This is a genomic window from Ralstonia psammae, assembly GCF_958405935.1.
Taxonomy (GTDB): Bacteria; Pseudomonadota; Gammaproteobacteria; order Burkholderiales; family Burkholderiaceae; genus Ralstonia; species Ralstonia psammae.
Genome location: NZ_CATZBU010000001.1, coordinates 273,824 through 289,481 on the forward strand (window position 1 = coordinate 273,824; position 15,658 = coordinate 289,481).

Below are 15,658 nucleotides of genomic sequence, written 5' to 3' on the forward strand. Positions count from 1 at the left end.
TGTTTTACCCATGCTAACGTTCTTTCACCCTGAACAGCTTCTGCACCATCCGCAGAGCTACTACTCGCGCGGCAAGATGCGCACGCCGCAGGAAGTGCCGGAGCGCGCGCTGAATTTGCTGCAGGCAGCACGCGATCTCGGCTTCACCATTGCGCGGCCCGAAGACCACGGCATTGCGCCGCTCACCGCCGTGCACGGTGAGCCCTATCTGCGCTTCCTGCAAGACGCCCATGCCGACTGGCAACGCCTGCCCGAAGACTGGGGCGACGAGGTCATGTCCAACATCTTCGTACGCGAGCCCAACGCGCTACGCGGCGTGCTGGCCCAGGCCGCGCGCTATCTGGCAGACGGGAGTTGCCCGGTCGGCGAGAACACGTGGCGATCGGCGTATTGGTCGGCACAAAGCGCGGCGGCCGGCGCGCAAGCCATCCTCAATGGCGAGCGCACGGCGTACGCGCTGTGCCGCCCGCCCGGCCATCATGCGCGCCGAGAGGCAGCCGGCGGCTTCTGTTACCTGAACAATGCCGCCGTCGCCGCGCAAGCGCTGCGTGCCAAGTACAAGCGCGTCGCCATCCTCGACACCGACATGCACCACGGTCAGGGTATCCAGGAGATCTTCTACGACCGCGCCGACGTGCTGTACGTCTCCATCCATGGCGATCCGACCAACTTCTACCCTGTGGTCGCCGGCTTTGACGATGAACGCGGCACGGGCGACGGCCTTGGCCTGAACCTGAACCTGCCGATGCCGCATCGCTCGCCGGAATCGGTGTTCTTCTCCAAGCTCGGGGACGCAATTGCGGCACTCGAACGCTTTCAGCCCGATGCGCTGGTGCTGTCACTCGGCTTCGACATCTATCGCGAAGACCCGCAATCGCAGGTGGATGTCTCGACGCAAGGCTTCAGCCGGCTGGGCCATGCCATCGGCGCAATCGGGTTGCCGACGCTGGTCGTTCAGGAAGGCGGGTATCACCTCCCCACCCTCGCACAAAACGCGGCCGCATTCTTCGACGGCCTGACATCGCTCCATCAGCCCGGCGGCTGACCCGCCAACGGGGCGCAAACCTCCCTTCAGCTTTCTTGATGTTTGCGCCCACTCACTTCCCAGACCACGTGTTTCATACGTCGGCCGGACACGCTCCTCCCGTCTAGAGTGCCTGCTCGAATTGGGCGCTTGGCGTTTTCAAACGTCTGTTCCTAACATGCCCGGGCAACCCCATACACATGTTTGAATCGTACGTTCGAGCGCTGCGCTGCAGCAATCGAGCCCGATATCGGACCTAAAAAAACGAGGTAGGAGACATGGGACGTCCTGGAGCAGGAGACACCAAGGGCCGCATTCTGGAAGCCACCGAACTGCTGTTCATCGAGTTCGGCTACGAGGCGATGTCGTTGCGGCAGATCACAGCGCGCGCCAAGGTCAATCTGGCGGCGGTCAACTATCACTTCGGCAGCAAGGAAGCGTTGATGCAGTCGGTGCTTGGGCGCCGGCTCGACCCGCTCAACACGCGCCGGCTGGCGCTGCTTACCGCGTGCGAAGAGCGCTGGACCAAAGAGCAACTGACCTGTGATCACGTGCTCGGCGCGCTGTTTGTGCCGGCGCTGCAGATGGCGCGCAACCCCGACACCGGCGGCCCTGCGTTCCTGCGCCTGATGGGCCGCGTGTATTCCGACACCTCGCCGTTCGTGCAGAACTATCTGCTCGGCCACTACGCGCTGGTGTTCGATCGCTTCTTCGAAGCCTTCTCGCGTGCACTGCCGCACCTGCCGCGCGCTGAACTCGGCTGGCGTCTGCACTTTGCGCTCAAGGCGCTTGCCGGCGTGCTGGCCGGGGACGATCTCAACAACCTGCTGCCGCTGTTCACGCAGGGCAAGCCGATGAACGATGCCTCGCTGCTGGCACGACTGACGGCGCTGGTGGTGGCCACGCTCAACGCCCCTCTGCCCGGCGAGGCCGGCGCACTCGACCAGGTGGTCGAACTGGCCGAAGCGCAAGTGCCCACACCCGTCGCTCAAGCGGACGACGCCCCCAGCGGCAACGAAAGCGGCAACGGCGGCTCCGGCCGCCACACTGGGCACGGCAATGGCCGCGGCGCCGAACGCAGCCCGACGCACACCACGGCCTCGCCCTTCGCCGGTGACCTGTTCGGCCGCACACCCGCCGCACGCGCCAGCGCCGACGATGCCGCGGACGACCACGACGATCTCGGCGCCGATGAGCACGACGCGCATCACGGTGACGACAGCGACAGCGATGGCGACGGCCCCGCGCCCACCGCGCGCACCCGGGCATTGGCCATTCGCCGCAGCAATGCGGCACGCGCGATCTTCCCGGCCAACCCGATGCGCCCCTGGCGCAGCCCTAACGCCTGACAACGCAGGCGCCGCCCCGATCTCCCGTGTGCAGGCACGGGAGTCGCTCGGGCATTCAGCAGGTGCCCCCGCATGTTCGAGACATCCGGCACATAGACGCATCGAATGGAGACCCTCATGACGACGATCTGGATCGTCCTGCTTTGCATCGGCGTGCTCGGGCTCGCCAGCATGGAAGCCTCGGCATTCGCCTGGCTGGTCGTGACCGTCGTGTGGCTGGCGGCCGGCACCTGGCTTGGCCTGGTCGGCCCGGTGATGACCACGGTACTCGCCATCATCTTTGTGCTGCCCGCGCTGGTGCTCTCGCTCAAGCCGTTGCGCCGGGCACTCATCACGCGCCCGGTGCTGGCGATGTTCCGCAAGATCATGCCGGAGATGTCGCAAACGGAGCGCGATGCCATTGAGGCGGGCACGGTCTGGTGGGATGCGGAACTGTTCTCCGGCCGCCCGAACTGGTCGCGATTGCTCTCTTCGCCGCAGCCGGGCCTGTCGCCAGAAGAACAAGCCTTCCTCGACGTCGAAACCGAAAAGCTCTGCGACCTTGCCAACGATTGGGAAAGCACGCAGATCTGGCAGGACCTGTCTCCCGAAGCGTGGGCGTATGCGAAGCGCGCCGGCTTCCTCGGCATGATCATCCCGAAGGAATACGGCGGCAAGGGCTTCTCGGCGTACGCGCACTCGCAGGTCATCATGAAGCTGTCGACGCGCTGCTCTGCCGCAGCCGTGTCGGTCATGGTGCCGAACTCGCTCGGCCCGGCCGAATTGCTTCTGCACTACGGCACCGAAGCGCAGAAGAACCACTACCTGCCGCGCCTCGCGCGCGGTGAGGAAATTCCCTGCTTTGCGCTGACCAACGCGTACGCCGGCTCCGATGCCGCCGCCATTCCCGACGTGGGCGTGGTCTGCCGTGGCATGCACGAAGGCCGCGAAACGCTCGGCTTTCGCGTGACATGGAGCAAGCGCTACATCACGCTCGGCCCCATCGCCACCGTGCTGGGGCTCGCCTTTCGTGCGCTCGATCCGGATGGCTTGCTTGGCAGCGACAAGGAGCCCGGCATTACCTGCGCGCTCATCCCCACGAAGCATCCGGGCGTGAACATCGGCCGCCGCCATTGGCCGCTCAATGCGGTGTTCCAGAACGGCCCGAACTCTGGCAAGGATGTGTTCATCCCCATCGACTGGGTCATCGGCGGCCAAGCGCAGGTCGGCCGTGGCTGGCGCATGCTGATGGAATGCCTGGCAGCGGGCCGGGCGATTTCGCTGCCGTCGTCCAACGTGGGCATGGCCAAGCTAGCCGTGCGAAGCACCGGCGCGTATGCCGCCGTGCGCCGCCAGTTCCGCACGCCCATCGGCAAGTTCGAAGGCATCCAGGAAGCGCTGGGCCGCATGGGCGGCAACCTGTACATGATGGATGCGGCGCGGCGTTTGTCTGCGCTGGCCGTGGATCTGGGCGAAAAGCCTTCGGTCATCTCCGCCATTGCCAAGTACCACGTCACCGAACGTGCGCGCGATGTGGTTACCGATGCGATGGACATCGTCGGCGGCAAGGGCATCTGCATGGGGCCGAACAACTTCCTGGCGCGTGCGTATCAGCAGGTGCCGATCGCCATCACGGTGGAAGGCGCGAACATCATGACGCGCTGCCTGATCATCTTCGGGCAGGGCGTGATCCGCTGCCATCCGTATGTGCTGCGCGAGATGACGGCCGCGCAAGGCGCCGATTCCCCCGAAACACTGCATGCGTTCGATACGGCGCTGTTCGGGCACGGCGCATTCATCGCGGGCAACCTGGTGCGTGCGTTCCTGCATGCGCTCTCGGGCGGCCGCGCGGCGCCGACACCGAGCAATGCCGCACCGGAAATGCTGCGCTACTACCAGGCCGTGAACCGCTTCTCGACCGCGCTGGCGCTGCTGTCCGATGTATCGATGTTCACGCTGGGCGGCACGCTCAAGCGCCGCGAGAGCATCACCGGCCGGCTGGGCGACATCCTCTCGCAGATGTACCTGATCTCGTCCACGCTCAAGCGCTTTGAAGATGAAGGCCGCCCCGCTGAGGACGCGCCCCTGGTGCATTGGTCGGTGCAGGACGCGCTGGTGAAGGCGCACGACGCACTCGACGGCGTGCTGGCCAACTTCCCCAACGCGGGTATCGCGGGGCTGCTGCGTGCGCTGATCTTCCCGTTCGGCACGCCGTATCGCAAGCCGTCGGATGCGCTGGCCGCACAGGTCGCCGAGCTGATGCAAACGCCGGGCGCCGTGCGCGACCGCCTGCTCGCCGACTCGTACTGCCCGACGCCTGAGGTCGACCAGATCGCCTATGGCGAAGCGGCCTTCCGCCTGCAACCGGCGGTGGACGCGATCGAGCAGCGCTTGAAACCCGCCATTCGCGCAGGCAAGCTGCCGCCCGTGCCACAGAGCCTGCCCGACTTCGAAGCCTGGACCGCGCAAGCCGTCGCACAGAACCTCATCGATGAGGCCGAACGCAAGCAACTGTGCGACTACGCGCGCTACGGCGAACACGCGGTCGCCGTGGATGACTTCCCGCCCGACTTCAACCTGATGGCCGACCTGCAGCGCCGCAAGGATGCGCTCGATGCGCTGCAGGCCGCCGAGCCCCGCGCAGCCTGAGGGTCCAGGGGCCAGATCAAAGACAACAACAACGATGCAAGACAAGTACCTCGATTTCGTCGGTTCTGGTTTCGGCAAGTGGCTGTCGGCCAACCTCGGTCTGCCGCAGCCGGTGCCGTTGCGCCGCTACGTGCCAGGGGAGCCGGAATTTATCGGGCCGTTCCTGGTGGGCGCAGCGCCGGGTGGCTCCATGCGTGAAGCGCTGGCCGCGCTGTTTGCCGAGACCGGCGTACCCACGCGCTTTCATGAAAGCGATCCGGAATGGCTCGGCGCCGCCAACCGGCACGGGCAGATCACAGGCCGCTTTGTTGCACCCACGGGCAAGGACGGCGAGGCGTTTGATCGCATTGGCGGCATCGTCTTCGACGCCACGGGCATTGCGTCCGTCGACAGTCTCGACACGCTGTATCACGTGTTCCACGATGGCGTGCGTGCCGTCGGCCGTTGTGGCCGCATGGTCGTGATCGGTCGTCCGCCCGAAAGCTGCAAAACGCCCGAGGCGGCGATCGCGCAGCGCGCGCTGGAAGGGCTCACGCGATCGCTGGGCAAGGAGGTGCGGCGGGGCTGCACGGCGCAGCTCGTCTACGTAGCAGAGGGTGCGGAGACCGCGGCCGCCTCGACGCTGCGCTTTCTGCTGTCGGCGCGCTCGGCGTATGTCTCGGGGCAGGTGGTGCGCGTGCATCGGGCCGCGGCGGTCGCCGTGGATTGGCAGAAGCCGCTGGCCGGGCGCACCGCGCTGGTAACCGGCGCCTCGCGCGGCATCGGCGCAGCCATTGCGCACGTGCTCGCGCGTGATGGTGCACGTGTGCTATGCCTGGATGTGTCCGCCGCGCAGGAAGCGCTGAATACGGTCGCGCAGGAGATCGGCGGTGAAGCGATAGCCTACGACATTGCCGCACCGGACACGCCCGCCCTGCTCGCGCAGCAACTTGCGGCATTGGGCGGCATCGACATCCTCGTGCATAACGCGGGGATCACGCGCGACAAAACCATCGCCCGCATGACCGAACCCGCTTGGCGCAGCGTGCTCGACATCAACCTCACGGCGCAATTGCGCATCAACGACGCGCTGCTCGCGGCCAATGCGCTGCATGCGGGCGGAGCCATCGTGTGTGTGTCGTCCATCAGCGGCATTGCGGGCAACCTGGGGCAGACCAACTATGCGACGTCCAAGGCCGGCGTGATCGGCCTCGTGCATGCGAGCGCACCGCTGTTGGCAGAGCGCGGCATCACCATCAACGCCGTTGCGCCGGGCTTTATCGAAACGCAAATGACAGCGGCCGTGCCGTTTGCCATCCGCGAAGCCGGCCGCCGCATGAACGCGATGAGCCAGGGCGGCCAGCCCGTCGACGTGGCAGAGGCAATTGCGTGGTTCGCCAACCCGGCGTCGAACGGGGTCACAGGCAACATCGTGCGCGTGTGCGGGCAAAGCCTGCTGGGAGCCTGACGCGACCATGCGCTCGCTAGCCCTGCCTTTTCCGATGATCGCGACCCAGACGCTGGTGACCGAGCCGCCGTCGCCGGGCGCACTGGCGTGGCGCGCGCTGCTGTCGCAACGCAAAGGCAAGCGCGGCGGGCCGCTGCCGCGCCACACCTTGGTGCGCCAGGAAGTGCCGCTCGAGGCCGAACATATCGCGCAGTACGCGTCGGTGTGCGGGTTCGCGCCCGCGCATGGGGTGCCGATGACGTATCCGCACCTGCTGGGCTTTCCGCTGCAGCTCATGCTGATGACGGAATCGGCGTTTCCGTATCCGGTCATCGGCCTGGTGCACCTGTGCAACACGATCCGCCAGCACCAGCGCCTGCAGGCAGGCGAACGCGTGCGTGTGGAAGTGCGGCCGCGCCGGTTGTTCCACCATGCACGCGGGCAGGCGTTCGCCATCGAAACCGCCATCATCAAGGCGGGCGCGGTGGTATGGGAATCGCTGTCGACCTATCTGCGCGTGGGCGTGCCTTCTCCGCAGGGTGCGCCGTTGATTGCGCTGCCAAGTCCACAAAACTTGTCGCCCATTGGCCGCTGGGACGCGCCTGCCGACACCGGCCGCCGCTACGCCGGTGTGTCAGGCGACTGGAACCCCATCCACGTGTCCAACATCGGCGCAAAGCTGTTCGGTTTTGCGCACCCCATCGCGCACGGCATGTGGACGAAGGCCCGTGCGCTGGCCGCGCTACTGCCGGCCGCACCGCTCACGCAAGGCGAAGTGGTGGCCGAATTCAAGACGCCGCTATCACTGCCGGGGGCGGCGACGCTGTGGCAAGCCAACGAGGCCACACCGGGCCGCGCGTTTGAAGTGCGCAACGCCACGGGCGACAAACCCTATCTGCGTGGCGTGCTGACGCTGCCGCACGCACAACAAGAAAACACGGGAGACTGAATTCATGCTCGTCAACGCGCAGTTGCGCCGCGTCGCCATCCTCGGCGGTAACCGCATTCCGTTCGCCCGCTCGAACACGGCCTACGCCACGGCATCGAACCAGCAGATGCTGACCGCCGCGCTGCAGGGCCTGATCGACCGCTTCAACCTGCACGGCCAGCGCCTGGATGAAGTCGTGGCCGGCGCGGTCATCAAGCACGCACGCGATTTCAACCTGACCCGCGAAACGGTGCTGTCCACCACGCTCGCCAAGCAGACACCCGCGTACGACATACAGCAAGCCTGCGGCACGGGGCTTGAAGCGGCCATTCTCGTCGCCAACAAGATCGCGCTGGGGCAGATCGACGTGGGCATTGCCGGCGGCACGGATACCACCTCCGATGCGCCCGTCGGCCTGAACGAGAAGATGCGCAAGATCCTGCTGGAGGCCAACCGCGCCAAGTCCACTGGCGCGCGCGTCAAAGCGTTGGCCGGGCTGCGGCCGTCGATGTTCGTACGCCCCCTGTTGCCGCGCAACAGCGAACCGCGTACGGGCCTGTCGATGGGCGAACACTGCGAGCTGATGGCCAAGCGCTGGGGCATCCGCCGCGAAGATCAGGATGCGTTGGCCCTGCGCAGCCACCACAACCTCACGGCCGCCTACGAACGCGGTTTCTTCACCGACCTGATGACCGCCCACCTCGGGCTCGATCGCGACAACAACCTGCGCAGCAACCTGACCATCGAGCAATTGGCGAAGCTGCAGCCGGTATTCGACCGCAGCGCGGCCGGCACCATGACCGCCGGCAACTCCACGCCGCTCACCGACGGCGCATCGTGCGTGCTGCTCGCAAGCGTTGACTGGGCCCGCGCGCACAACATGCCCGTGCTCGCCTACATGACCTGCGCGGATACGGCTGCCGTCGATTTCTTCAGCGGCACGCCAGAGCAGAACGAAGGGCTGCTGATGGCGCCGGCCTATGCCGTCTCGCGCATGCTGCAACGCGCGGGCCTCACGCTGCAGGACTTCGACTACTACGAGATCCACGAAGCCTTTGCTGCGCAGGTGCTCAGCACGCTGGCCGCCTGGGAATCGCCCGAATACTGCCGCGAAAAACTCGGCCGCAGCGCCCCGATGGGCAGCATCGACCGCAGCAAACTGAACGTGAATGGCAGCTCGCTCGGCACGGGCCATCCCTTTGCCGCCACGGGCGGGCGCATTGTCGCGACGCTGGCCAAGATGCTGGCGCAGCGCGGCAGCGGACGCGGGCTGGTGTCGATCTGTGCCGCTGGCGGACAAGGTGTCGTTGCCATTCTGGAGCGCCCCGAAACGATGTCGCAGTAACCCGCTCGGGCCACAACGGGAACGGCCTGGGTCTAGCAAGATTCCAAAACCCGCGCGGCACATAACAAAACCACGCCGCGTTTTTCATGGACGGAGACACCATGAACACCGTTGCCGACCGCAACAGCCTTACCGACCGCATCTGGCTGAAGTCGTACCCCGAGGGCGTGCCCGCCGAAATCAACCCTGATCGCTATCACTCGCTGGCCGAGGTGTTTCGCGAATCGGTGGAGAAGTACCGCACCCGCGTCGCGTACGTGAGTGTCGGCACCGAGATGACATACGACGAGTGCGAGCGCCAGGCCAAGCAGTTTGCAGCGTGGCTGCAATCGCGCGGCGTGAAGAAGGGCGACCGCGTGGCGATCATGCTGCCCAACAGCCTGCAGTACCCCGTGTGCCTGTTCGGCACGCTGCTGGCCGGCGCCATCGTCGTCAACGTCAACCCGCTGTACACGGTGCCGGAGCTGGCGCACCAGTTGCGCGATTCCGGCGCACAAACGATCGTCGTACTGGAGAACTTCGCACGCACGCTGGAACAGGCGCTGCCCGGCAGCCAGGTTCGCAACTTCGTCATCACCGGCATTGGCGACCTGATGGGCGGTGCGCTCAACCTCAAGGGCCGAGCGCTGAACTTCGTGATGCGCCACGTGCAGAAGCAGGTGCCACCCTACAAGTTGCCCTCGCCGGTCCGGCTGCGGGATGCGCTAGCCACGGGCCGCTCTCGCGCGATGCAACCGGTGCAACTGGCGCCGGAAGACATCGCCTTCCTGCAATACACCGGCGGGACCACGGGCGTGGCCAAGGGCGCGATGCTCACCCACCGCAACATCATCGCCAACCTGCTGCAGGCGGAAGAGTGGTCCAAGAGCATGCTCAACGGCGGCGTGGAAACCAACGTCACGCTGCTGCCGCTGTATCACATCTTCTCGCTCACGGTGAACCTGCTGATGTTCATGACGCTGGGCGGGCGCAATATCCTGATCGCCAATCCGCGTGACACCAAGCGCGTGATCTTCATTCTGCGCAACGAGCGCTTCTCGGGGATTGCGGGCGTGAACACGCTGTTCAATGCACTGCTGGAAGACCCGGACTTTGCCAAGCGCGATTTCTCGGCCATGAAGATCACCATCGGTGGCGGCATGGCTGTGCAGCGTGCGATCGCACAGCGCTGGAAAGAGGTCACGGGTCACACCATTGTCGAAGGCTACGGTCTGACGGAATGCTCGCCGGTCGTGTCGATGAACCCGCCGCACGTGACCGAGTTCAGCGGCACGATCGGGCTGCCCGCGCCTTCCACCGAAGTGCGCTTCAAGCGCGACGACGGCACCATCGCGCCGCTGGGCGAACCCGGCGAACTGCAAGTGCGTGGGCCCCAAGTCATGCGCGGCTACTGGCAGCGTCCCGATGAGACGGCCAAGTCCATCGACACCGAAGGCTGGTTCTCTACAGGCGACATCGGCGTGATGGACGCCAACGGCTACATCCGCCTGATCGACCGCAAGAAGGACATGATCCTGGTCTCGGGCTTCAACGTGTACCCGAACGAGATCGAAGACGTGGTAGCGCTGCACCCCGAAGTGCTGGAGGTGGCGGCCATTGGCGTGCCCGACCCGGTGGCCGGCGAGCGCGTGAAGATCATCGTGGTGCCACGCACCGGCGCGCTGACCGAGCCCGCCCTGCTCGAACACTGCCGCGCCCATCTGACCGGCTACAAGATGCCGCGCATCGTCGAGTTCCGCCACGAAGAACTGCCCAAGTCGACTGTGGGCAAGATCTTGCGCCGCGAGCTGCGCGATGCCGATCCCGACATCAAGCGTGCCCGCGCGCAGGCGCAGCAATAACAACAACCGCACCGGAGACCTGTATGCGATTGCGTACCCTCGCCCTGGCCACGGTGCTGGCGGGCGCCGCACACGCCTGGGCCCAGCCTGCCGCGCCGGATGCCTCCGCGCCTGCGGCAACCGCGCCGACGGCCCCACCGCAATCGGCGGCCATCGGCAGCTTTGCCGCCATGGACATCGCCCGGCAGACGGCTTGGCTTGCCAGCCAGGTGCACGCCAACGCGTTCGCCGGCTGGTCGGACGAAAACGTCCTCGCCATGGCGCAGGCCATGAAGCCTGAAACGCTGGTGCGTTGGCTCCAGAGCGAGGTGGCCAAGCTGCCCGAATATGAATACCGCATGCGCCGCCAGGAACGCGTGAAAGACCAGTGGCAAAGCCAACCGGCGCTCATGCTCATCCGCTACCGCAACGCACCGCGTCAGGTCTACGCGCGCTGGCTCAAGGGGGGTTCTCACGCGGGTCAGGAAATCATCTATGACGAAACCGTGCGCAAAGACGAGATGTACGGCCACCTTGGCGGGCTCGTCGGTTTCGTGGCGATCTGGAGTGCGCTGGATGGCTCGCTGGCCAAATCGCAGTCGAACCACACGGCACGTGAGCTTGGGCTGCAATTCATCGTCGATACGCTCGAACGCGACGGACGTGCCCACGTGGCAGCCGGCGGCAGCGGCAAGTTCAGTGAAGCCAAGATGGTGACCGAAGACGGTGAACGCATGCTGCGTCTGACCTGGGATGCGCCAAGCGGCCCGCCCACGTTCTACGCCAAGCGCGTGCGCCTGTATTTCGACCTCAAGAACCCGTGGGTGCGCATTGAAGAAGCGTGGGACGAATCGGGCAATCAGCTCGAGAAAATCGTCATCGAGAGCGTGACGCGCAAGACCTGGAACGACCAGACTTTCAACCCTAAAAATCCGGAATACAAATTTTAGACTGCCGCCCGAAGACCGTTGTGGGCCAAGGCTCCGCCGACCGGTGGAGAGTATGAAACGTGACTAGGGGAAACCCCTTGTTGCGTGCGTACAAGCTAGAGGAAAACTTCGGTCATCGCAGCGTAACGGAACAAAAACGCTGCGTTATGCTGCGGAAACACAAATCGCCACACCAAGGCGTGATAACAATCCAATCCAGAGAGACAACCACATGAACCGCACTGCCCGCCGCTTTGCTGCAGCCCTTGCCTGCGCTGCCGCCAGCACCCTTGCTGCCCCCCTGGCTCACGCCCAATCCACCGCAGAGGCCAATGTGGCCGCAAGCGCCAGCAGCGGCAGTGGTGCCAGCAGCAGTGGCGGGTTCAGTGGCTTCATGGACAACTACGTCTGGGGACGCAACATCATGGCGCTGGGCTGGTTCTACATCCGCCCGATGGATTCCGCCACGCCGCTGACCACCACGACCGGCGCGCTGGGCCTGGGCACTTATCAGTCGCCTGGAACTGACGTGCGAGTCAGTAACGCCAATACGCTGTCGCTCACGTTCACGCACTTCTTTACCGACAACATCGCCGCGACGTTCGTCGGTGGTGTACCGCCCAAGTTCAATCTGTACGGCAGCGGCAACGTGATCGCGCCGGTGCCGGTGATCGGGCCGCTGACGCTCATCAACCTGGGCCTGCCGCAGAACAACCCGGTGGCCACCGTGCGTGAATGGAGCCCGGCAATCGTCGCGCAATATCACTTCGGCACGAAGGAAAGCAAGGTGCGCCCGTTCATCGGCGCAGGTGTCAGCTACAACTTCTTCACCAACCTGAAGCTGAACCAGAACTTCGTCAACGGCCTGCAGAACCTGGGGCAGGTGCTGCAGCTGGGCATGGGCCAGGTTCCGACGGGCCCGGCCAAGGTGACGGCGGAAACGTCCAGCTCGTGGACGCCGGTCGCCAACATCGGCGTGTCGTATGAGTTCGCCAAGAACTGGATCGCCACGGGCACCCTGTCGTACCTGCCGTTGAAGACCACCTCGACCATCACGATCCGCAGCCAGCAAGGCCAGGTGCTGGCGGTCAACAAGACCGACATCAAGGTCGACCCGCTGGTGTTCGGCCTGAACGTTGGCTACCGCTTCTGAGCCACCGATTTGCCGTTGCGCAAGACGCCACCTCCGGGTGGCGTTTTTCATTGGGGCATGGGTCGACAGAGCCGATATGATGGCGGGATTCTGCTGACTACCCCTCACCCACCTCGCCCATGACCCAGCCTTCCATCGCCATCGTCGGAGCCGGCATTGCCGGTGTTGCCTGTGCCAACGCGCTCGCCGCAGAAGGCATTGCCACCACGGTCTATGAGCGCTCGGGCGGTGTAGGGGGCCGGCTGGCCACCACGGTGCTGCCAGAGTCAGCCCCGGCGTATGCATTCGACCACGGCGCGCAGTCGTTCAATGTGCGCAGCGAGGCCTTCCGCCGCGCGGTGGATGCCGCTGGCCGTCAGGGCTCGGTGCTCCCGTGGCCCGCACGCTGGGGCCATCGCACGGTCGATGCCCTGCAAGCCGACTCGCGCGACGAAGCCCGCTACGTCGGCCTGCCCGGTATGGGCGCGCTGGTGCGCAGCCTGGCTACGCCGTTGGATGTGCGTTTCGGCCATGCCGTCACGCGTGTTGCGCACGATGGCCGGCGCTGGACGATCGAGCGCAACGGCACGGAACCCGCGCACGCCGACATCATCGCCCTGGCCCTGCCCTCACCCGAACTGCCGGCGCTGTTTCATGGCGCCATGCCCGCCCCGCTGCAGGAGGCCATCGCCCCGGTGCACTACGCCCCGTGCTGGGCGCTGATGATGGGTTTTGCGCAACCCCTGGACTTGCCCTATGACGGCATCCGCATCGACGACGACATGCTCGCCTGGGCCGCCCGCGACAACACCAAGCCGGGCCGTGTCATGGTCGATGAATCCTGGGTGGTGCATGCGTCGCCGGGGTGGTCGGCCGCGCATGCCCAGGACACCCCTGAACAGGCGCTGCACGCCATGCACGCCCGCTTTGCCGAGGCCTTCCCGGGCACGCCGGAGCCCGATGTGATGGCCGCGCACCTGTGGCCGCACGCACTGGTCGAGCAGTCGGCCGGCGTGCCTTGCCACTGGGACGCCGCCGCCCGCCTGGGTGCCTGCGGCGATTGGTGCGAAGGCCCGCGTGTGGAAGCCGCGTTCTTGAGCGGTGTTGCGCTGGCCGCCAAGATTGCCGAAGCGCTATAAGACTTCGTCCCGGAACGCTACAATATCGGGTTGTCTCGTGTTTCGTGTGCCGGGTCGCTCACCCGGCGGTGGCTTTCTCCTGACGACGCCATGCGCACCCGACGCCAAGTCCTCGCCCTAGTCTTTGCTGCCGTTGCTGCGGCATCGGCGCCGCTGCTGTCCCATGCGCAGGTTCTGCGCAACATTCCGGCGACGGCCTCGGCGGCCCAATTGACCGTCAATTCGGCCAATACCGGCACGCTGAGTACCGGCAGCACAGGGGTCGTCCGCATCCTGCTGTTGGGCTTCGGGAGCAGCAGCGCTGACATCCGCTTTGCCCCAGGCGTGCGGATTCTGTCGCTGGATGGGCGCCTGCTGCCGACCTCTTCAGTGATCGGCCAGACGTTCAAGGTGCGCTACCAGCTCGACCTGTATCAGCAGTTGCTGACAGCCTGGGTTGTCAGCGATGACGATTACAAGGCTGCGGTGGCTGCTCAAAGTCAGGCGCAATCGCAGTCTCAGTAGTTAGAACGCCCCACGAAGCACGTGCCCCCAGGTCAACCACTGCGAACGGCACATGAAAAAAGTCTTCATCAAAACCTACGGCTGCCAGATGAACGAGTACGACTCGGACAAGATGTCCGACGTGCTCAACGCGGCTGAAGGTCTCGTCCCCACCGACACGCCCGAAGACGCGGACGTGATCCTCTTCAATACATGCTCCGTGCGCGAGAAGGCGCAGGAGAAGGTGTTCTCCGAACTCGGCCGCGTGAAGGCGCTCAAGGCGCTCAAGCCGGACCTCGTGGTCGGCGTGGGCGGCTGCGTGGCCAGCCAGGAAGGCGCGTCCATCGTGGCGCGCGCCCCCTACGTGGATGTCGTCTTCGGCCCGCAGACGCTGCACCGCCTGCCGGACCTCATTGCAGCACGCCGCCGCACGGGCCGCTCGCAGGTCGACGTGTCCTTCCCCGAGATCGAGAAGTTCGACCACCTGCCGCCCGCGCGCGTCGATGGTGCCAGCGCCTTCGTGTCGATCATGGAAGGCTGCTCGAAGTACTGCAGCTACTGCGTGGTGCCTTACACGCGCGGCGAAGAAGTCTCGCGCCCGTTTGACGACGTGCTCGCCGAAGTGGCCGGCCTGGCAGACCAGGGCGTGCGTGAAGTCACGCTGCTGGGCCAGAACGTCAATGCGTACATCGGCAAGATGGGCGACACCAGCGAGCGTGCGGATTTCGCGCTGCTGCTCGAATACGTGGCCGAGATTCCGGGTATCGAGCGCATCCGCTACACGACCAGCCACCCGAAGGAATTCACCTCGCGCCTGATCGAGGCCTATGCCACCAACCCAAAACTGGTCGACCACCTGCATCTGCCCGTGCAGCATGGCTCCGACCGCATCCTGATGGCGATGAAGCGCGGCTACACGGTGCTGGAATACAAGAGCAGCATCCGCAAGCTGCGCGCGATCCGGCCGAACATCTCGATCGCCACCGACTTCATCGTCGGCTTCCCAGGCGAGACCGATGCGGACTTCGCCAAAACGATGGACCTGATTCACGAGATCGGCTACGACACCTCGTTCAGCTTCATCTACAGCCCGCGCCCCGGCACGCCTGCCGCCAACCTGCACGACGATACGCCGCAGGCCGTCAAGCTCGAACGCCTGAAACATTTGCAGGCGACCATCGAAGCGAACGTAGCGCGCATCAGCCAAGGCATGGTCGGCAGCGTGCAGCGCATTCTGGTGGAAGGCCCGTCGCGCAAGGATCCGACCGAACTGCACGGCCGCACCGAGAACAACCGCGTCGTCAACTTCGCGCTGCCCGATCTGCCGCAGGCGCGCCGCGACCAGCTGATCGGCCAGATGCTGGACGTGCGCATCGTGCACGCGTTCCCGCATTCGCTGCGCGGCGAAGTGGCGGAACAACGTACGGCCAGCGCGACTCACTGATCGTCAACACG

General features: G+C 65.4%; 12 protein-coding genes. All 12 read left to right on the plus strand.

What is annotated here, in order from left to right:
• Nucleotides 1-10: 10 nt before the first annotated feature.
• A complete protein-coding gene (locus tag R2N16_RS01330) occupies nt 11-1,045 on the plus strand; it encodes a histone deacetylase family protein (protein ID WP_316663729.1) in 1,035 nt (344 codons plus the stop codon).
• Between the two features lie 257 nt (nt 1,046-1,302).
• Complete coding sequence (locus tag R2N16_RS01335) at nt 1,303-2,373, plus strand: TetR/AcrR family transcriptional regulator (RefSeq protein ID WP_316663730.1); 1,071 nt, start codon at nt 1,303-1,305, stop codon at nt 2,371-2,373.
• A gap of 117 nt (nt 2,374-2,490) precedes the next feature.
• A complete protein-coding gene (locus R2N16_RS01340) occupies nt 2,491-5,001 on the plus strand; it encodes an acyl-CoA dehydrogenase (RefSeq protein ID WP_316663731.1) in 2,511 nt (836 codons plus the stop codon).
• Between the two features lie 34 nt (nt 5,002-5,035).
• The gene (locus R2N16_RS01345) at nt 5,036-6,448 is read left to right on the plus strand and encodes a 3-oxoacyl-ACP reductase (RefSeq protein WP_316663732.1); all 1,413 of its coding nucleotides are present in this window, start codon (nt 5,036-5,038) and stop codon (nt 6,446-6,448) included.
• Nucleotides 6,449-6,482: 34 nt separating this feature from the next.
• A complete protein-coding gene (locus R2N16_RS01350; protein ID WP_316663733.1) occupies nt 6,483-7,376 on the plus strand; it encodes a MaoC/PaaZ C-terminal domain-containing protein in 894 nt (297 codons plus the stop codon).
• A gap of 4 nt (nt 7,377-7,380) precedes the next feature.
• Nucleotides 7,381-8,700 (plus strand): acetyl-CoA C-acetyltransferase, encoded by a 1,320-nt coding sequence (locus tag R2N16_RS01355; RefSeq protein WP_316663735.1) that lies wholly within the window; start codon nt 7,381-7,383, stop codon nt 8,698-8,700.
• A 101-nt stretch (nt 8,701-8,801) separates the two neighbouring features.
• Complete coding sequence (locus R2N16_RS01360) at nt 8,802-10,541, plus strand: AMP-binding protein (RefSeq protein WP_316663736.1); 1,740 nt, start codon at nt 8,802-8,804, stop codon at nt 10,539-10,541.
• Nucleotides 10,542-10,564: 23 nt separating this feature from the next.
• Nucleotides 10,565-11,470: a DUF1571 domain-containing protein gene (locus R2N16_RS01365; RefSeq protein WP_316663738.1), complete on the plus strand. Its 906-nt coding sequence runs from the start codon at nt 10,565-10,567 to the stop codon at nt 11,468-11,470.
• Nucleotides 11,471-11,681: 211 nt separating this feature from the next.
• A complete protein-coding gene (locus tag R2N16_RS01370) occupies nt 11,682-12,602 on the plus strand; it encodes an OmpW/AlkL family protein (protein WP_316663739.1) in 921 nt (306 codons plus the stop codon).
• Between the two features lie 119 nt (nt 12,603-12,721).
• Complete coding sequence (locus R2N16_RS01375; protein WP_316663741.1) at nt 12,722-13,720, plus strand: NAD(P)/FAD-dependent oxidoreductase; 999 nt, start codon at nt 12,722-12,724, stop codon at nt 13,718-13,720.
• Nucleotides 13,721-13,810: 90 nt separating this feature from the next.
• Nucleotides 13,811-14,224, plus strand: coding sequence for a hypothetical protein (locus tag R2N16_RS01380; protein WP_316663742.1), 414 nt, complete (start codon nt 13,811-13,813; stop codon nt 14,222-14,224).
• A 52-nt stretch (nt 14,225-14,276) separates the two neighbouring features.
• Nucleotides 14,277-15,647: a tRNA (N6-isopentenyl adenosine(37)-C2)-methylthiotransferase MiaB gene (miaB, locus tag R2N16_RS01385; RefSeq protein WP_316663743.1), complete on the plus strand. Its 1,371-nt coding sequence runs from the start codon at nt 14,277-14,279 to the stop codon at nt 15,645-15,647.
• Nucleotides 15,648-15,658: the final 11 nt, after the last annotated feature.

Bases quoted from the DNA above. Each gene is read 5' to 3' on its own strand.
- R2N16_RS01375 (WP_316663741.1), top strand. From the start codon at position 12,722: ATGACCCAGCCTTCCATCGCCATCGTCGGAGCCGGCATTGCCGGTGTT.
- R2N16_RS01370 (WP_316663739.1), top strand. From the start codon at position 11,682: ATGAACCGCACTGCCCGCCGCTTTGCTGCAGCCCTTGCCTGCGCTGCC.
- R2N16_RS01365 (WP_316663738.1), top strand. From the start codon at position 10,565: ATGCGATTGCGTACCCTCGCCCTGGCCACGGTGCTGGCGGGCGCCGCA.
- R2N16_RS01360 (WP_316663736.1), top strand. From the start codon at position 8,802: ATGAACACCGTTGCCGACCGCAACAGCCTTACCGACCGCATCTGGCTG.
- R2N16_RS01335 (WP_316663730.1), top strand. From the start codon at position 1,303: ATGGGACGTCCTGGAGCAGGAGACACCAAGGGCCGCATTCTGGAAGCC.
- R2N16_RS01340 (WP_316663731.1), top strand. From the start codon at position 2,491: ATGACGACGATCTGGATCGTCCTGCTTTGCATCGGCGTGCTCGGGCTC.
- R2N16_RS01355 (WP_316663735.1), top strand. From the start codon at position 7,381: ATGCTCGTCAACGCGCAGTTGCGCCGCGTCGCCATCCTCGGCGGTAAC.
- miaB (WP_316663743.1), top strand. From the start codon at position 14,277: ATGAAAAAAGTCTTCATCAAAACCTACGGCTGCCAGATGAACGAGTAC.
- R2N16_RS01350 (WP_316663733.1), top strand. From the start codon at position 6,483: ATGATCGCGACCCAGACGCTGGTGACCGAGCCGCCGTCGCCGGGCGCA.
- R2N16_RS01330 (WP_316663729.1), top strand. From the start codon at position 11: ATGCTAACGTTCTTTCACCCTGAACAGCTTCTGCACCATCCGCAGAGC.
- R2N16_RS01380 (WP_316663742.1), top strand. From the start codon at position 13,811: ATGCGCACCCGACGCCAAGTCCTCGCCCTAGTCTTTGCTGCCGTTGCT.
- R2N16_RS01345 (WP_316663732.1), top strand. From the start codon at position 5,036: ATGCAAGACAAGTACCTCGATTTCGTCGGTTCTGGTTTCGGCAAGTGG.